The following is a 16,188-nucleotide window of genomic DNA, read 5'->3' as shown; positions in this document are numbered from 1 at the left end:
CATGCGCGTACGTACGACTGCCGTAGTGGCCGGTGCCGCTTCCCTGCTGTTGCTGACCGGCTGCGGTGCCGCCGACATGACCCAGCAGGCCTCGCCCTTCGCCAACGCGCAGGGCGCCAGGACCGTGACCCTGTCCGTGCAGTCCTGGGTGGGCGCGCAGGCCAACGTGGCCGTCGCGCAGTACCTGTTGGAGCACGAGCTCGGCTACCGCGTCGACACCGTGCAGGTCGACGAGGTCCCCGCCTGGGACGCGCTCAGCCAGGGCCGGGTCGACGCGATCATGGAGGACTGGGGCCACCCCGAGCAGGAACAGCGCTACGTCCAGGACAAGAAGACGATCGTCAAGGGCGGTGGCCTCGGGGTCACCGGGCACATCGGCTGGTACGTCCCGACGTACTTCGCCAAGGAGCACCCGGACGTCACCGACTGGAAGAACCTGAACAAGTACGCCGCGCAGATGCGCACCGCGGAGAGCGGCGGCAAGGGCCAGCTGATGGACGGCTCGCCCTCCTACGTCACCAACGACAAGGCGCTGGTGAACAACCTGAAGCTGGACTACCAGGTCGTGTTCGCCGGTTCCGAGGCCGCGCAGATCACCCAGATCAAGCAGTTCGCCAAGGAGAAGAAGCCCTTCCTCACCTACTGGTACTCACCACAGTGGCTCTTCAAGAAGGTCCCCATGACCGAGGTGAAGCTCCCCGCCTACAAGGAGGGCTGCGACGCCGACCCGGAGCAGGTCGCCTGCGCCTACCCGCACACCCCGCTCCAGAAGTACCTCAACTCCGACTTCGCCCGGAGCGGCGGCAAGGCGGCGGCCTTCCTGAAGAAGTTCAAGTGGACGACCGAGGACCAGAACGAGGTCTCCCTGATGATCGCCGAGCAGAAGCTGACCCCCGAGGACGCGGCGAAGAAGTGGGTGGCCGGCCATGCGTCCACCTGGCAGGAATGGATCGCGTAGGAAGATCCACCGGGAATGGTGGTGAACCGCCCCCTCGAAGATCACGCATCTCACCCTGGCGGCGCTCACCACCCCTCTCCCTCGTCGGACTGGCCGCGCCGTCAGCGGATGCCGCCACCGAGCGGAGCTCGCAGCGGCAAGCTGACGGCGCGGCGCATCACGCCAAGGTCTACAAGGACGGCACGATCCCCGGCCACGACACCTCGTGTCGCTCACCTTCTGGCCGCGGGCGCGTCGGGCGCGTCGGGGCGTGCCCCTACCCGGTCACCTCATCTCCGCGGCCAGCTCCGCGAGGATCTCGGACGAGCGCCGCTGCAGGCCCGGCCCGAACGTGACCCGGGTGGCGCCCCGCTCGCCGAGTTCGGCGGGGGAGAGGCCGCTGCCGACCAGCGCGATCACGTTGATCGGCCCGTGGATCCCGGCCCGCAGCAACGGCAGCACCTTCACCGGGGCGCCGATCGGATACACACAGTCGGCACCCGCCGCGGTGTACAACGCCGCCCGCTCGATGGTCGGTTCGGGATCCTCGACCCCCCGCACGAACGTATCGATCCGGGCGTTGACGAACAGCGCGTCCCCGGCCGCGTACCGCACCTCGGCGAGCCACTCGGCGTGCTGGTGCGGGTCCTTGAGGACACCCCCGTTGGAGTCCTCAAGGTTGCAGCCCACGGCACCCGCCTCCAGCAGCCGCTCCACCAGCTCCTTCGGAGCCATCCCGTAACCGCCCTCGACATCCGCGGACACCGGAACGTCCACGGCCCGGGCGATCCGCGCGACCGCCGCGAACATCTCGTCGGCCGGCGTCGCCCCGTCCTCGTATCCGAGGGCGGCGGCGACACCCGCGCTGGGCGTCGCGAGCGCCGGATGGCCGGCTTGGGCGAAGACGCGGGCGCTGGCCGCGTCCCAGGGGCCCGGCAGGACGAGCGGATCGTCCTGTGCCGGGCGGCGGTGCAGCCTGCGGAAGATCTCGACCTTGCTCATGGTGTGTAGCCTCCCGGCGGGATACGGCGGCCCACCATCACCCGGTTCCAGTTGTTGATGGCGACGATCAGGCCCATGAGATGGGCGAGCCCCCTGTCGTCGAAGTGCTTGGCGGCCCGCTCGTACACCTCGTCCGGCACGAACCCGTCCACGAGGACGGTCACCGTCTCCGTCAGTGCCAGGGCGGCCCGCTCCCGCTCGTCGTAGACGTCGCCGGCCTCCTCCCACGCCGCCAGCAGGTCCAACTTGCGCTCGCTCACCCCGTGTTCACGAGCGATCCGCAGATGCATGTCGAGACAGAACGCGCAGTGGTTGAGCTGCGAGGCCCGGATCACCACCAGCTCGGCCAGCGCGGGGTCCCCGAGCCCCTTCTTCGCGGCGGCGCTGAGCGCGGACATGGCCTGCCCGACGCCCGGGTCCAACAGCCGCGTACGCCCCGTCACTTGTTCCCCGACTGGTAGTGCCCCGGAACCAGCCGACAGGTCACCCCGAAACGGTTCCAGGCGTTGATGACGGCGATCGCCGCGATCAACTGCGCCAGCTCGGCCTCCGTGAAGTGCTTGGCGGCCCGCTCGTACACCTCGTCCGGCACGAACCCGTCCGTGAGAACGGTCACCGCCTCCGTCAGCGCCAGCGCGGCGAGCTCCTGCTCGGTGTAGAAGTGCTCCGACTCCTCCCACGCGCTCAGCTGGACGATCCGCTCGACGCTCTCGCCCGCCGCGAACGCCTCCTTGCTGTGCATGTCGACGCAGAGCGCGCAGTGGTTGATCTGGGAGGCGCGGACCTTCACCAGCTCCAGCAGCTTCGAATCCAGGCCCTTCCGCGCGGCGGCATCGAGGCGGACCATCGCCTTGAAGACCTCGGGAGCCTGCTCGGCCCAGTTCAGTCGGGGTGTGTGTTCAGGGGCGTATTCCACGGTCGTAGGACTGTCGTCGATGTGCGTCGTCATAGTGTCGACACTATGCGTGAGGCTGCCCACGGGTATGGTCCATTTCCATGCCGAAAACCTGGGCCACTCTGGGCGTCGACCTTCACCTGGAACCCACCGGTCCCGGCCTGCGCCGCGGCCTGACCGACGCCCTGCGCGAGGCCGTCCGCACCGGCCGTCTCGCCCCGGGCACCCGGCTGCCCTCCTCCCGCTCCCTCGCCGCCGACCTCGGCATCGCCCGCAACACGGTCGCCGACGCCTACACCGACCTGGTCGCCGAAGGCTGGCTCACCTCGAAACAGGGCTCCGGTACCCGAGTGGCGGACCGCGCGGTGATCCCGCCGTCGGGCACGGGACCCGGCCGCCGCACATCACAGCGCCCCGCCCACGACTTCCGCCCCGGCACCCCCGACCTCACCGCCTTCCCACGCAACGAGTGGCTCAAGGCCACCCGCCGCGCCCTCCTCGCGGCCCCCCACCACACCCTCGGCTACGGCGACCCGCGCGGCAGCGTCGAACTGCGCACCGCCCTCGCCGCCTACCTCGCCCGCGTGCGAGGCGTACGCACGGACCCCGACCGCATCCTCATCACCGCGGGCTGCGCCCACGGCCTCCGCATCCTCGGCACGGTCCTGCGGGCACGCGGCGTCCGCTCGGTCGCCGTGGAGTCCTACGGCCTGGACGTGCACTGGAACCAGCTGACAGCGGCGGACCTGCGCGCCGAGGCACTCCCCTACGACGAACTGGGCACGAACCCGGGCACGTTGGCCGGGACCGGGGCTGTCCTCCTCACCCCCGCCCACCAGTTCCCGATGGGCGTACCCCTGCACCGGGACCGGCGGACCGCCGTCGTCGACTGGGCGCGGCGCACCGGAGGCATGGTCCTGGAGGACGACTACGACGGGGAGTTCCGCTACGACCGCCAGCCGGTCGGCGCACTCCAGGGACTGGACCCGGACCACGTCGTCTACCTCGGCACGGCCAGCAAGTCACTGGCCCCCGGCCTCCGACTGGCCTGGATGGTCCTCCCCCAGGGCTGGGTGGAGTCGGCCGCGGAGGCGAAGGGCAAGGTCGACACCTGCGGCGTGCTGGACCAGCTGACCCTGGCCGAGTTCATCGTCTCCGGCGCCTACGACCGCCACGTCCGCGCCTCCCGCCTCCGCTACCGCCGCCGCCGAGACGCCCTGGTCGCGGCCCTGGCCCTGCACGCCCCCGACGTCCACGTCACCGGCATCGCCGCCGGTCTCCACGCCGTCCTCCGCCTCCCGTCCGGCACCGAACACTCCGTCGTCCAGTCCGCCGCCTGGCAGGGCGTCGCCCTCCACGGCCTGTCCTACTTCCGCCACCCGAAGGCGGTGGCAGAGCGACTGGACGCCCTGGTGGTGGGGTACGGGGCGCCGTCGGACCGGGCGTGGCCGGGGGCGTTGGAGGCGCTGTGCAGGGTGATGCCATAGCCGTGAGCCGTGAGCGCAACCACGACGAACCGTCACACGCCGACCGACTCCTCCTCCACCGGCGCCTCCCCGAACCGCGCCAACCCCAACGCCCCCACCACCGCCACCAGGAACCCCAGCACCGCCAGCCATCCCAACCCCTCCCGCGTACGGTCTCCCAGCCACACCACCCCCACCAGCGCGGGCCCCACCGTCTCCCCGATCACCATCGCGGCGGTCGCCGTCGTCACCGACCCCCGCTGCAGCGCCGACGTCAGACACAGGAACGCCGCGCCCCCGCCCAGGAGCAGGGCGTACGTCGCCGGATTCGCGAGCAGCTCCGACGGCTCGAGCGAGTCGATCAGCCGCACCGCCACCTCGACCACCCCGAACCCGAACCCGGCCCCCAGCCCGAGCAGCGGCCCCCGCCCCCGCTCCGGCAGCCGCCCGCCGCAGAGCCCGAGCAGCAGCACACCCACGGCGACAGCGAGCATGACGTACTTCAACGCGTCCGGCGGGTCCAGATCCCCCTCCGTCCCCGACGCGACCCCCAGCATCGCGAGCCCGGCACACACCACCCCCACCGCGCCCCACTCCGCCCGGCTCAACCGCACCCGCAGCAACCGCGCCGCGACCACCGCGGTCACGGCGAGACTCGACGCCAACGCAGCCCCGACGGCGTAGATCGGCACCGACCGCAGTGCCGCGATCTGCAACAGGAACCCCACCCCGTCCAGCGCCAGCCCCGCCAGATACCGCCACTGCCGCACCGCCCGCAGCAGCAGCGCCGCCTCCCCACCGCCCCCGCTGCCCGCCGCCCGCGCGGCAACCGCCTGCAACACCGTCGCGGTACCGAAACAGACCGCCGCACCAAGCGCACACACCATCCCAAAGAGCACAAAGTGACTGTAGGGGAGGGGACGCGACGGACGGGGTGCCTGTGTGGCGCTTATTACCGATCTCTAGGCTGACCGCCGGACAACCCAGAGACGAACAAGACGAACAACCAGAGACGAACAACGGGGAGACGCGAAAATGGCGGAGACACGGCGCCGACTGCGCTCGAGCACGGTGGTGCTCGGCGGCATGGGAGTCGTCGCGGCGGCACTCACGTCCTGCGGCTCGGAACCCGACCGCCGCTGCGTCGACCGCGACAGCTACACCTACGAGGGCTACAAGGTCGTCGCCGACAAGAACTGCAACTCCGGCAGCTCCAGCTCCTCCTCGTACGGCAGGAACGGCAAGAAGAAGACCGGCACCGCCGACGCCTCCTGGTACTACGACGCCGACGTCAGCTCCGGCCACGCCGACTACGGCACCTTCAGCAAGAGCGAGGCCGTGGACCGCGGCGGCTTCGGCTGCTCCGGCGGCAGCAGCGGCGGCTGAGCGGACACGGGACGACGAGCAGACGCACACGATGGAACGCCGCACCACCGAACCCCGCCCCGGCTGGCAGCACACCGTCGAGGAGCAGGGGCTCATCTATCCCCTCACCCGCTACCCCGACGGCTCGCTGCGCCCCTACTGGGACGAGAGCGCGTACTACGTCTTCTCCCTCGACGAGGTCGAGGCGCTGGAGGAGGTCGTCGAGGAGCTCCACCACATGTGCCTGCGGGCGGCGGACCACATCGTCACGACCGGCCGCTTCGCCGACCTCGGTATCACCGACCCGCGCGTCGCGGACACGGTCGCCGAGGCCTGGCGCCGCCGCGCCGAACTCCCCTCCGTCTACGGCCGCTTCGACCTCCGCTACGACGGAACCGGCCCGGCCAAGCTCCTGGAGTACAACGCCGACACCCCTACCTCCCTCGTCGAGGCCGCCTCCCCCCAGTGGTTCTGGATGGAGGAGCGCTTCCCCGGCGCCGACCAGTGGAACTCCCTCCACGAGCGCCTCGTCGCCGCATGGAAGAAGCAGGCCGCGCTGCTCCCGCCCGGCAGCCCCCTGTACTTCGCGTACTCCTCGGCCGACGAACTCGGTGAGGACCTCATGACGGTCGCCTATCTCCAGGAGACCGCCGAGCAGGCCGGCCTGGACACCGCCTGGATCTCCATGGAGGAGATCGGCTGGGACCCGCTGTCCAGCCGCTTCGTCGACAAGCAACTCCGCTTCATCCGCAGCTGCTTCAAGCTCTACCCCTGGGAATGGCTGACCACCGACCGCTTCGCCGACCACGTCCTCGACACCCTCGACAACGGCGGCGGCACGGGCAGCACCCTGTGGATCGAGCCGGCCTGGAAGATGCTGCTGAGCAACAAGGCGCTCCTCGCGATCCTCTGGGAGCTGTACCCGGGCCACCCGAACCTCCTCCCCGCATATCTGGACGGGCCACGGGAGTTGGCCGATTCGAAGGGGTACGTCGCCAAGCCGCTGCTGGGCCGCGAGGGCGCCGGCGTGACGATCCACGAACCCGGTGCCCCGCCCGTGCTGCGCGAAGAACCCTGCTGCTACCAGGAGTTGGCCCTCCTGCCCGACTTCGACGGCAACCGCGTCGTCCTCGGTGCCTGGGTCGTCGAGGACGAGTCCGCGGGCCTCGGCATCCGTGAGTCGTCCGGACCGGTGACTGACGAATACGCGCGCTTCCTGCCCCACGTGATCCTCTGACGCGACAGAATGATCGACCCGTGACGAACGGAGAGGGGCGATCGGTGAGCGACACGGCCACGGTGGAGAACGGATACGTCTTCGACCCGTCCTGGGAGCGCGAGCACAGCCGGCTCAGCGCGCTGGAGGAGATCTACGACGGCCAGAGCCGGCACCGGCTCACCGAGCTGGGGGTCGCCGAGGGCTGGCGATGTCTGGAGGTGGGCTGCGGCGCCGGCAGCATCGCCCGCTGGCTGGCCAAGCAGGTCGGCGCCGCGGGGCGGGTGCTCGCCGTCGACCTCGACACGCGCTTCGCCGCGGACCACGCACTGTCCAACCTGGAGGTGCGCCGGCACGACGTCCTCGCGGACCGGCTCCCCGACGCCTCCTTCGACCTCGTGCACGCACGGGCCGTGGTGGAACACCTCTCCGACCGCGACGAGGCGCTGCGGCGCATGGCAGCCGCGACCCGGCCCGGCGGCTGGGTGGTCGTGGAGGACTTCGACATCGACGGGCCGATGTACCCGGCCGCCGCCCGCTATTACCCGCCCCAGTACATGGAGGTGGCCGAGCGCCTCGGCCGCGCGCTGCGGGCCGCCTTCGGCGCCGCGGGGGTGGACCCCGGCACCGGCCGCCGTCTGCCACAGGCACTGACGGACGCCGGGCTGACCGAGGTCGGGGCGGAGGTCTACGCCCCCGTCCTGACCGGCGGCTCCGCGGCCTTCTTCCCTCTCACCCTGCGATCCCTGCGGCCACGGCTCCTGGAGACGGGCGAGGTGAGCGACGCGGACATCGAGGAGGTGATCGCCCTGACGAAGCTCCAGGGAACCACCTACATCCCCAACTTCATGGTCCTGGCCTGGGGCCGCAAGCCGTCCTGACCCTGTCTCCGCACGGGGCCGCCCATGGCGACCGCGGACGACGACCAGGGCCCGGAGCAGGGTGATTCCTCGCTCGCATGGTGGACGCCGGGCCTCCCGCGTCCGGGCTGCCCGGTAGGGTGGCCGACGGGCCGTGACTGGCGCGCTGGGATGGGACGGACCATCGGGGAGCGGCCTGTGAGTGACCGAGTGCCGTGCGCCTGGGCCGAACCGTGAATCGTGACCGCAACCGCCACGCCATCCGGAGGCCGCACATGTCGGAGCAGCAGCCCCTCTCCACCGAGTCCACCGCCTTCCGCGCCGCCCTCGACGTGATCCGCGCCGTCGAGCCGCGCGTCGCCGACGCCATCGGCCAGGAGGTCCACGATCAGCGCGAGATGCTCAAGCTGATCGCCTCCGAGAACTACGCCTCCCCGGCCACCCTCCTCGCGATGGGCAACTGGTTCAGCGACAAGTACGCCGAGGGCACCATCGGCCGCCGCTTCTACGCCGGCTGTCGCAACGTCGACACCGTGGAGTCGCTCGCCGCCGAGCACGCCAAGGAGCTCTTCGGCGCCCGCCACGCCTACGTCCAGCCGCACTCCGGCATCGACGCCAACCTCGTCGCCTTCTGGTCCGTCCTCGCCGACCGCGTCGAGGTCCCCTTCCTGGAGAAGACGGGCGCCCGCCAGGTCAACGACCTCAGCGACGCCGACTGGGCCGAGCTCCGCCAGGCCTTCGGCAACCAGCGGATGCTCGGCATGTCCCTGGACGCCGGCGGCCACCTCACCCACGGCTTCCGCCCCAACATCTCCGGCAAGATGTTCGACCAGCGCTCCTATGGCACGGACTCGGCGACGGGTCTGATCGACTACGAGGCGCTGCGGGTGTCCGCCCGTGAGTTCAAGCCGCTCATCATCGTCGCCGGCTACTCCGCCTACCCCCGGCTGGTGAACTTCCGCATCATGCGCGAGATCGCCGACGAGGTCGGGGCGACCCTGATGGTCGACATGGCGCACTTCGCCGGCCTGGTGGCGGGCAAGGTGCTGACCGGCGACTTCGACCCGGTCCCGCACGCCCAGATCGTCACCACCACCACCCACAAGTCGCTGCGCGGCCCGCGCGGCGGCATGGTCCTGTGCGACGACTCCCTCAAGGACCAGGTCGACCGCGGCTGCCCGATGGTCCTCGGCGGCCCGCTCCCGCACGTCATGGCCGCGAAGGCGGTGGCGCTGGCCGAGGCCCGCCAGCCCTCCTTCCAGGACTACGCCCAGCGCATCGTCGACAACTCCCGCGCCCTCGCCGAGGGTCTGATGCGACGCGGCGCCACCCTCGTCACCGGCGGCACCGACAACCACCTCAACCTGATCGACGTCGCCTCCTCCTACGGCCTCACCGGCCGCCAGGCCGAGGCCGCCCTCCTCGACTCCGGCATCGTCACCAACCGCAACGCGATCCCGGCCGACCCCAACGGCGCCTGGTACACCTCCGGCATCCGCATCGGCACCCCCGCCCTCACCACTCGTGGCCTGGGCACCGCCGAGATGGACGAGGTCGCCGGCCTCATCGACCGCGTCCTCACCACCACCGAGCCGGGCACCACCAAGTCGGGTGCCCCCTCCAAGGCCGCCCACATCCTCGACGCCAAGGTCGCGGACGAGATCTCCCACCGCGCCACCGACCTCGTGGCCGGCTTCCCGCTGTACCCCGAGATCGACCTGGGCTGATCAACGCTCTCTTGAGTTGTCAAAGACCGGCGACTCTCACAGATCGATCAGATCGATGACTTCCTGACGTGGTTCCCCCGCGGCGGTCCGGCCCCCTGCCGGCCCGCCGCGCGGCGTATCAGCGGCGTCCCGCCGGCCCCGGCCGCGAACCCGACGACCGGCCCGACACCCGGGCCCCTGGAGCAAGCCCTCACACATCCCTCAGTTCCTGCCGAGGCCCCGGCTCCCGCACCCTCCTTCGCCGCAGCGCCGGCAGTCGCGTGGCGAAGGGCCGCAGCACCAGCGCCAGCACCGCCCCGGCCGCGAGGCCCGGCAGCGCCCACCACCAGTCGGCGCCGTCACCCGATCCGGGCCGCTGGGCCGGTGCCGCCGCGGGCGTCGGCTCGGTGGCCTTTGCCGGCTCCGTGCCGTACATGTCCCAGGGCGGTGGGTACTCCACCGAGTAGTCACCGCCGGAGGCCTCGCCCATCACGCCCAGGTTCTCGAGGAGGCCGCGGAGGACGGCCGGCTGTTCGGCGCGGTGCCAGGTGCCGTTCGTCGACGCGTCCAGGTTCGCCGCCGTGTGTATCCAGACCGCCTGGGAGTCCACCGCCGGATGGACCCGGTCGACCCGCCACGGCGTCACGTCGTGCAGCATCCAGGTGACGTTGATCTGTGGGCCGGCGGCCAGGTCGGCCTCGGGCGGCTTGTCCGCCGTGCCCGCGTCCGGTTCGCCGAGGAGCCGCTGCAACTCGCCGTACTTCTTGTCGGAGTGGTGGAGCGAGGCCGTCTCCGCACTCCCCGGCGAGACGATCAGCACACTGGTCGGCCCGCCCGCCGAAGCGGACCCGGCACCCCACAGGGTCAGCCCGAGCGCAGCCGCCAACACCCCCGCCAGCGCCCCCGGTCGACGCCGCCCACCCCTCCAGCCGCTCATCCGCCTGTGCATCAGAACCCCCAACCAGCCGATGCCGAACGGCCCGCCCCCGTCTTCGCGAGCCGTGTGTCACTTCTGGTACACCGCCCGACCCACCGGGGTTCCCACCCCGACCGCACTATTTCGGGGACTTCTCCAGCGACTTCGCGATCTCCACCGCCCGCGCCTGTGACGCCACGCCCTCCAGCCGCAGCGTCACGTCCTCGGTGCCCACCCCATGACTCCACAGCAGGGTCGGCCCCGCGGTCCGCTCGGTGCGGGTGTAGCGCTCCCCGTCCGCGTCCACCAGCCAGAAGCTCAGCAGGTGGGGGCGCGGAAACCACAGGGCCGTGTCGTTCGCCGTGCCGACACCCTCGGGGTCGTCGCCCAGGGAGATCCACTCCGGCTGCTCGCGCACGGTCTTCGTGAAGGCGATGTCCAGGCCGGCGGCGAACTGGTCCAGCCGGATCGTCCTTCCCCGCTCACGCCAACAGAGGGTGACCAGGGTCCGCCCCCGCGGCTCCCCGGTCACCGCCACCGCGTCCGGGCTGCCGAGAGTGTCCGGGACCAGCGGCGCGAACCCGGCCCGCCGCTCGGCCTGAGCGAGGGACACCGAGCGGCCGCAGCCGGGCACCTCGGCGCCGGGCGAGGGCGTCGCCGACGGGTCGTAGCGCACCTCGACCCCGGCGAAACCGAACCAGTCGTAGACCGCGGCCCGCACCGGCGGGGTGAGCGCGAGCACCGTCAGCAGGCCGCACAGCGCCGCGCTCAGGGCGCGCCACCGCATCCGCGTCCAGCGCCGCACCGCGGTCAGCCGCTCACGGGCGGGCGGCGGCTCGGCCACCGGGACCGGCACCTGATCGGCGAGTATCTGCCCGAGCACCCGCTCGACCATGGTCTCGGAGCCGCTGGACCCACCGGCCTCGTCGCCCCCGGGCGCGTCCAGCGACCTGCCCAGCGCCCTCAGCTCCTCCGGCAGCCGGGAGGCACCGCCCTGCGACGCCCGCCCACGGCCACGCCCCCACGGACCCGGACCCCGGTCACCGCCACGACCGCGCGGACCCCGGCCACCGGCGCCCTCGGGCCCACGGCCGCCCTCACCGCCGTACGGCTCTCGCCCCTCACTCACGCTCATCACCCCCTTCCCGAGGCTCGAAATCCGGCAGCAGCCGACTCAGTTTCCGCAGCGCGCGGTTCAGCCGGGACTTCACCGTGCCCCGGGGCCAGCCCAGGGCCTGGGCGGTCTCGGACTCGTCCATCTCCAGCAGATAGCGGTAGGTGACGACCAGGCGATGCTCCTCGCTCAGCTTCTCCAGGGCGGACAGCAGGGCCGCGCGGCGCTCCGTCTCGAGGGTCGCCACCGCCGGATCCGCCGCTTCCGGTATCAGCGGCTCAGCCTCCACGAACGCCGCCTCGCGGCCGGCGAGCGTGCGCTGGCGGGCCGCCGTACGCACTGTGTTCCTCGTCTCATTGGTCACGATCGACAGCAGCCACGGCTTGAACGACGCGCCGTCCTTGAACCGGCCCAGCGCGCAGTACGCCTTGACGAAGGCCTGCTGCACCACGTCCTCCGCGTCCGCACCCGCCCCGAGTGCCGCGGCCGCCCGCAGCGCGATGCCCGTGTGGGCGCGCACCAGCTCCGCGTAGGCCTCCGGCTCCCCGGCGCGTACGCGTGCGATCACCGCGGCCTCATCGACGATGCGGCCCCCCTCCCGCGTTCTCACACCTTTGTTACACCGCAGGAGACGGATCGGTTCCCATCTGTTTCCGACCAGTTCCGGATCGGGGGCCGACACCTGAGAGAATGGTGAGCATGGTCTCTGATCGTCCCCGCGTGCTCTCCGGAATCCAGCCCACCGCAGGCTCGTTCCACCTCGGCAACTACCTCGGCGCCGTCCGCCAGTGGGTGGCCCTGCAGGAGTCCCACGACGCGTTCTACATGGTCGTCGACCTGCACGCGATCACGATTCCGCAGGACCCGGCGGAGCTGCGGGCGAACACCCGCCTGGCCGCCGCCCAGCTGCTGGCCGCCGGCCTCGACCCCGAGCGCTGCACGCTGTTCGTCCAGAGCCATGTCCCCGAGCACGCCCAGCTCGCCTGGGTCATGAACTGCTTCACCGGCTTCGGCGAGGCCTCCCGCATGACCCAGTTCAAGGACAAGTCCGCCAAGCAGGGCGCGGAGCGGGCCTCCGTCGGCCTCTTCACGTACCCGATCCTCCAGGTCGCGGACATCCTGCTCTACCAGGCCAACGAGGTCCCGGTCGGCGAGGACCAGCGCCAGCACATCGAGCTCACCCGCGACCTCGCCACGCGCTTCAACGGTCGCTTCGGCGAGACCTTCACGCTTCCGAAGCCGTACATCCTCAAGGAGACGGCGAAGATCTACGACCTTCAGGACCCGTCGATCAAGATGAGCAAGTCGGCGTCAACGCCGAAGGGCCTGATCAACCTCCTCGACGAGCCGAAGACCACTGCCAAGAAGGTCAAGAGCGCGGTCACCGACACCGACACCGTCATCCGCTACGACGCCGAGAACAAGCCCGGTGTCAGCAACCTGCTCAGCATCTACTCGACCCTCACGGGTACGGGAATCGCGGAACTTGAGCAGAAGTACGACGGCAAGGGCTACGGTGCGCTCAAGACGGACCTCGCCGAGGTCATGGTCGATTTCGTGACGCCGTTCCGGGAGCGCACCCAGCAGTATCTGGACGACCCGGAGACACTGGACTCGATCCTGGCCAAGGGTGCCGAGAAGGCGCGCGCCGTAGCCGCGGAGACGCTGGCACAGGCCTACGACCGGGTCGGCTTTCTGCCTGCCAAGCACTGAGGCGTAGGCCCGCACACACGTACCACTGGGCAGAGCGCTGCACATCACTACGGTTGCGCCTGCCCACAACACAGCCGTGGCCGTACAGTCGATAGCCGTACGGCCGGGACGAACCCGACAGGAAGACAGGGAGACGACGTGGGGACCGTAACGATCGGCGTGTCGATCGCGGTCCCGGAGCCTCACGGCAGCCTGCTCCAACAGCTGCGCGCGGGCTTCGGTGACGCCGCGGCTCACGGCATCCCCACGCATGTCACGCTGCTGCCGCCGACCGAGGTCGACGACACCGCGCTTCCGGCCATCGAGGCGCATCTGACCGAGGTCGCCGCGGCGGGACGGCCGTTTCCGATGAAGCTGTCCGGCACGGGTACCTTCCGGCCTTTGTCGCCGGTGGTGTTCGTCCAGGTCGTGGAGGGCGCCGAGGCCTGCACCTGGCTGCAGAAGCAGGTGCGTGACGCGTCGGGACCGGTGGCGCGTGAGCTGCAGTTCCCGTATCACCCGCATGTGACCGTTGCCCACGGCATCGACGACGCGGCGATGGACCGGGCGTACGAAGAGCTCGGCGACTTCGCCGCCGAGTGGCCGTGCACCGGGTTCGCGCTCTACGAGCAGGGTGCGGACGGGGTGTGGCGCAAGCTGCACGAGTACGCGTTCGGCGGGGCCGTGGTGCCGTCGCAGGGTTCGGCGCCGGTGGAGCAAGGCACCAAGGCGTAGCGGGTCGTCGACGCCGCGGAGCCGCACATCGACACAGCCCCGCGCCCCTGAGAACAAGGGGCGCGCGCCCAGCTGGACCTGCGCGAGCCGGAACCGCTCAGATCGGCAGCCTCCGGAACAGCTCCCTCGGTACGTGCCGCAGCGCCGACATCACCACGCGCAGCACCCCCGGCACCCACACCGTCTCCGAGCGGCGCCTCAGGCCCAGCTCGATCGCCGTCGCCACCGCCTCCGGTGTCGTCGCCAGTGGTGCCTCGGGAAGGCCCGCCGTCATCTTCGAACGCACGAACCCGGGGCGTACGACCATGACGTGCACGCCGGTGCCGTGCAGCGCGTCGCCCAGGCCCTGGGCGAAGACGTCGAGGCCGGCCTTGCTGGAGCCGTAGATGAAGTTGGAGCGACGGGCGCGTTCGCCGGCGACCGAGGAGAGGACCACCAGGGAGCCGTGGCCCTGGGCCTGCAACGCGCGCGCGGAGACCAGGGCGGCCGACACCGCGCCCGTGTAGTTGGTCTGCGCGACCCGCACCGCGCTCACCGGCTCGCGCTCGTCGTGCGCCTGGTCGCCGAGGATCCCGAAGGCGAGCAGCACCATGTCGATGTCGCCCTCCGCGAAGACCTTGCCGAGGACCGTCTCGTGGGACTCGGGGTCCAGCGCGTCGAAGGCGACGGTGTGTACGTCGGCCCCCAGCGCGCGCAGATCGGCCGCGGACTGTTCCAGCGCGGGGGAGGGGCGCCCCGCCAGCCACACCGTGCGGCAGCGACGGGCGACGAGGCGGCGCGCGGTGGCCAGCGCGATCTCGGACGTGCCGCCGAGGACGAGCAGGGACTGAGGGATGCCGAAGGCGTCCTTCACGACAGCAGCTCCTAGAGGTTGCCTGGGGTGAGCGGAAGTTGCCGGGATCGCCTAGAGGGACAGCCGGCGCGACAGGTCCGAGACGAACACCGCGCGCGGGTCCAACTCGGCGCGCAGCGCCCGGAAGTCGTCGAGGCGCGGATACATCGCCGCGAGCAGCTCGGGCCGCAGCCGGGAGTCCTTGGCGAGGTAGACGCGGCCCCCGGCGGCGGCCACCTCCTCGTCCAGTTCGTCCAGGAGGGCGCCGAGGCCCGGCAGGCCCGCCGGGATGTCGAGGGCGAGCGTCCAGCCGGGCACCGGGAAGGAGAGCCAGCCCGGGTCGGCGTCGCCGAAGCGCTTGAGGACGGCCAGGAAGGACGGGCAGCGGCGCTGCGAGAGGCGGCGCGCGATCCGGCGCAGGGTCTCCTCCTGGCCGTACCCGACGACGAACTGGTACTGCACGAGGCCGCCGCGGCCGTAGACGCGGTTCCAGTGGGGCACGCCGTCCAGGGGGTGGAAGAAGGCGGAGATGCTCTGGAGCTGCCCGGTACGCGCGCGTGGCGCCTTGCGGTACCAGAGCTCGTTGAACAGGCCCACGGTCGTCCGGGTGAGCAGGCCCTCCGGGAGGTGGGCGGGCATCGCCGGGAGGCGGGAGGTGCGGAAGGCCAGCGGCTCTCTGCGCGCGCGTGTGCCGAGCGCATCCAAGGGCGCGTGGTCGCCGCGGGTCAGCACCGCGCGCCCCGTCGCCGCACCGCGCGCGAGCAGGTCGATCCAGGCGACCGAGTAGCGGTACTGGTGGTCGGAGGCCGACAGCCGGGCCATCAGGTCGTCCAGGTCCCGTGCCCGTTCGGTGTCCACCGACATCAGCGCCGTCTCGACCGGCTGGAGCTGGACCGTCGCGGTCAGGATCACGCCGGTCAGGCCCATCCCGCCCGTGGTCGCGTCGAACAGGGGCGTGCCGCGGCTCACCGTGCGGATCTCGCCGTCGGCGGTGAGGAGTTCGAAGGACAGGACGTGCCGCGAGAAGCCGCCGCAGACGTGGTGGTTCTTGCCGTGGATGTCGGCGCCGATCGCTCCGCCGACCGTGACATGGCGCGTGCCGGGCGTCACCGGCACGAACCAGCCCAGCGGCAGCAGTACCCGCATCAGCCGGTGCAGGGAGACGCCCGCGTCGCACAGCACGATGCCGGCGGTGGCGTCGATCACGTGGACGCGGTCCAGGCCCGTCATGTCGAGGACCGCTCCGCCGGCGTTCTGCGCGGCGTCCCCGTACGCCCGTCCCAGGCCCCTGGCGATGCCTCCACGGGCTCCGCAGTCCCGGACGGCGGCCGCGGCCTCCTCGTAGGTCCGTGGGCGGATCAGGCGGGCCGTGGTGGGTGCCGTGCGGCCCCATCCCGTGACGGAAACGGTCTCGGCAGACATGCCGGTGACCGTATCGCCCTTAAGTGGGCG

At 71.3% G+C, this 16,188-nt stretch carries 17 protein-coding genes and 1 riboswitch; of the genes, 8 read left to right on the top strand and 9 right to left on the bottom strand.

Going from position 1 to position 16,188, the window contains the following annotated elements; translation table 11 throughout:
* Position 1 precedes the first annotated feature (1 nt).
* Positions 2-958 carry an ABC transporter substrate-binding protein gene (locus tag ACWD3I_RS12775; protein ID WP_365392333.1) on the top strand — a complete coding sequence of 319 codons (957 nt, stop codon included), beginning with the start codon at positions 2-4 and terminating at the stop codon, positions 956-958.
* Positions 959-1,222: 264 nt separating this feature from the next.
* On the opposite strand, the gene ACWD3I_RS12770 is transcribed toward ACWD3I_RS12775, so the two are convergent.
* The 3 genes from ACWD3I_RS12770 to ACWD3I_RS12760 are packed head-to-tail and all read right to left on the bottom strand — an operon-like array spanning position 1,223 to position 2,888.
* Positions 1,223-1,939 (bottom strand): isocitrate lyase/PEP mutase family protein, encoded by a 717-nt coding sequence (locus tag ACWD3I_RS12770; protein WP_365392331.1) that lies wholly within the window; start codon positions 1,937-1,939, stop codon positions 1,223-1,225.
* Entirely contained in the window at positions 1,936-2,382 is a 447-nt protein-coding gene (locus ACWD3I_RS12765) for a carboxymuconolactone decarboxylase family protein (protein ID WP_365392329.1), read from the bottom strand. Before ACWD3I_RS12765 ends, ACWD3I_RS12770 begins: the two co-directional genes overlap by 4 nt.
* Positions 2,379-2,888, bottom strand: a complete 510-nt coding sequence (locus ACWD3I_RS12760) for a carboxymuconolactone decarboxylase family protein (protein ID WP_365392327.1) — start codon at positions 2,886-2,888, stop codon at positions 2,379-2,381. The genes ACWD3I_RS12765 and ACWD3I_RS12760 overlap by 4 nt, the downstream gene beginning before the upstream one ends.
* 47 nt (positions 2,889-2,935) lie before the next feature.
* On the opposite strand from ACWD3I_RS12760, the gene pdxR reads away from it, so the two are divergent.
* Complete coding sequence (gene pdxR / locus ACWD3I_RS12755) at positions 2,936-4,321, top strand: MocR-like pyridoxine biosynthesis transcription factor PdxR (RefSeq protein ID WP_365392325.1); 1,386 nt, start codon at positions 2,936-2,938, stop codon at positions 4,319-4,321.
* A gap of 32 nt (positions 4,322-4,353) precedes the next feature.
* Here the strand turns inward: pdxR and ACWD3I_RS12750 are convergent, their stop codons facing one another.
* A complete protein-coding gene (locus tag ACWD3I_RS12750; RefSeq protein WP_365392576.1) occupies positions 4,354-5,187 on the bottom strand; it encodes a DMT family protein in 834 nt (277 codons plus the stop codon).
* 148 nt (positions 5,188-5,335) lie between these two features.
* On the opposite strand from ACWD3I_RS12750, the gene ACWD3I_RS12745 reads away from it, so the two are divergent.
* From ACWD3I_RS12745 to ACWD3I_RS12730, 4 genes are all read left to right on the top strand, one after another.
* Positions 5,336-5,686: a hypothetical protein gene (locus ACWD3I_RS12745; RefSeq protein ID WP_365392323.1), complete on the top strand. Its 351-nt coding sequence runs from the start codon at positions 5,336-5,338 to the stop codon at positions 5,684-5,686.
* Between the two features lie 31 nt (positions 5,687-5,717).
* Positions 5,718-6,902 (top strand): glutathionylspermidine synthase family protein, encoded by a 1,185-nt coding sequence (locus ACWD3I_RS12740; protein ID WP_365392321.1) that lies wholly within the window; start codon positions 5,718-5,720, stop codon positions 6,900-6,902.
* A gap of 44 nt (positions 6,903-6,946) precedes the next feature.
* Positions 6,947-7,762 (top strand): methyltransferase domain-containing protein, encoded by an 816-nt coding sequence (locus tag ACWD3I_RS12735; RefSeq protein WP_365392319.1) that lies wholly within the window; start codon positions 6,947-6,949, stop codon positions 7,760-7,762.
* Between the two features lie 123 nt (positions 7,763-7,885).
* Positions 7,886-7,975, top strand: a riboswitch (ZMP/ZTP riboswitch).
* Between the two features lie 41 nt (positions 7,976-8,016).
* Entirely contained in the window at positions 8,017-9,468 is a 1,452-nt protein-coding gene (locus ACWD3I_RS12730) for a glycine hydroxymethyltransferase (RefSeq protein ID WP_365392317.1), read from the top strand.
* Positions 9,469-9,658: 190 nt separating this feature from the next.
* On the opposite strand, the gene ACWD3I_RS12725 is transcribed toward ACWD3I_RS12730, so the two are convergent.
* The 3 genes from ACWD3I_RS12725 to ACWD3I_RS12715 form a co-directional block, all read right to left on the bottom strand.
* Positions 9,659-10,384 carry a hypothetical protein gene (locus ACWD3I_RS12725; RefSeq protein WP_365392315.1) on the bottom strand — a complete coding sequence of 242 codons (726 nt, stop codon included), beginning with the start codon at positions 10,382-10,384 and terminating at the stop codon, positions 9,659-9,661.
* Between the two features lie 118 nt (positions 10,385-10,502).
* A complete protein-coding gene (locus ACWD3I_RS12720; RefSeq protein ID WP_365392313.1) occupies positions 10,503-11,498 on the bottom strand; it encodes a hypothetical protein in 996 nt (331 codons plus the stop codon).
* Complete coding sequence (locus tag ACWD3I_RS12715; protein WP_266888831.1) at positions 11,485-12,045, bottom strand: RNA polymerase sigma factor; 561 nt, start codon at positions 12,043-12,045, stop codon at positions 11,485-11,487. Before ACWD3I_RS12715 ends, ACWD3I_RS12720 begins: the two co-directional genes overlap by 14 nt.
* Positions 12,046-12,176: 131 nt before the next feature.
* On the opposite strand from ACWD3I_RS12715, the gene trpS reads away from it, so the two are divergent.
* A complete protein-coding gene (trpS, locus tag ACWD3I_RS12710) occupies positions 12,177-13,190 on the top strand; it encodes a tryptophan--tRNA ligase (protein WP_365392311.1) in 1,014 nt (337 codons plus the stop codon).
* Between the two features lie 138 nt (positions 13,191-13,328).
* Positions 13,329-13,904 (top strand): 2'-5' RNA ligase family protein, encoded by a 576-nt coding sequence (locus ACWD3I_RS12705; protein ID WP_365392309.1) that lies wholly within the window; start codon positions 13,329-13,331, stop codon positions 13,902-13,904.
* A 97-nt stretch (positions 13,905-14,001) separates the two neighbouring features.
* Here ACWD3I_RS12705 and ACWD3I_RS12700 read toward each other — a convergent pair whose 3' ends face one another.
* Together ACWD3I_RS12700 and ACWD3I_RS12695 are read right to left on the bottom strand one after the other, a co-directional pair.
* Positions 14,002-14,757, bottom strand: coding sequence for a decaprenylphospho-beta-D-erythro-pentofuranosid-2-ulose 2-reductase (locus ACWD3I_RS12700; protein WP_365392307.1), 756 nt, complete (start codon positions 14,755-14,757; stop codon positions 14,002-14,004).
* A gap of 51 nt (positions 14,758-14,808) precedes the next feature.
* The gene (locus tag ACWD3I_RS12695) at positions 14,809-16,158 is read right to left on the bottom strand and encodes an FAD-binding protein (RefSeq protein ID WP_365392305.1); all 1,350 of its coding nucleotides are present in this window, start codon (positions 16,156-16,158) and stop codon (positions 14,809-14,811) included.
* Positions 16,159-16,188 lie beyond the last annotated feature (30 nt).

It is taken from the genome of Streptomyces sp. NPDC002817 (genome assembly GCF_053592055.1).
This window is presented reverse-complemented; position numbering and strand designations above follow the sequence as displayed.

Coding starts and splice junctions, on each gene's coding strand:
- ACWD3I_RS12775 (WP_365392333.1), top strand. CDS start 2: ATGCGCGTACGTACGACTGCCGTAGTGGCCGGTGCCGCTTCCCTGCTG.
- ACWD3I_RS12770 (WP_365392331.1), bottom strand. CDS start 1,939: ATGAGCAAGGTCGAGATCTTCCGCAGGCTGCACCGCCGCCCGGCACAG.
- ACWD3I_RS12760 (WP_365392327.1), bottom strand. CDS start 2,888: ATGACGACGCACATCGACGACAGTCCTACGACCGTGGAATACGCCCCT.
- pdxR (WP_365392325.1), top strand. CDS start 2,936: ATGCCGAAAACCTGGGCCACTCTGGGCGTCGACCTTCACCTGGAACCC.
- ACWD3I_RS12750 (WP_365392576.1), bottom strand. CDS start 5,187: ATGGTGTGTGCGCTTGGTGCGGCGGTCTGTTTCGGTACCGCGACGGTG.
- ACWD3I_RS12745 (WP_365392323.1), top strand. CDS start 5,336: ATGGCGGAGACACGGCGCCGACTGCGCTCGAGCACGGTGGTGCTCGGC.
- ACWD3I_RS12740 (WP_365392321.1), top strand. CDS start 5,718: ATGGAACGCCGCACCACCGAACCCCGCCCCGGCTGGCAGCACACCGTC.
- ACWD3I_RS12730 (WP_365392317.1), top strand. CDS start 8,017: ATGTCGGAGCAGCAGCCCCTCTCCACCGAGTCCACCGCCTTCCGCGCC.
- ACWD3I_RS12725 (WP_365392315.1), bottom strand. CDS start 10,384: ATGAGCGGCTGGAGGGGTGGGCGGCGTCGACCGGGGGCGCTGGCGGGG.
- ACWD3I_RS12720 (WP_365392313.1), bottom strand. CDS start 11,498: ATGAGCGTGAGTGAGGGGCGAGAGCCGTACGGCGGTGAGGGCGGCCGT.
- trpS (WP_365392311.1), top strand. CDS start 12,177: ATGGTCTCTGATCGTCCCCGCGTGCTCTCCGGAATCCAGCCCACCGCA.
- ACWD3I_RS12695 (WP_365392305.1), bottom strand. CDS start 16,158: ATGTCTGCCGAGACCGTTTCCGTCACGGGATGGGGCCGCACGGCACCC.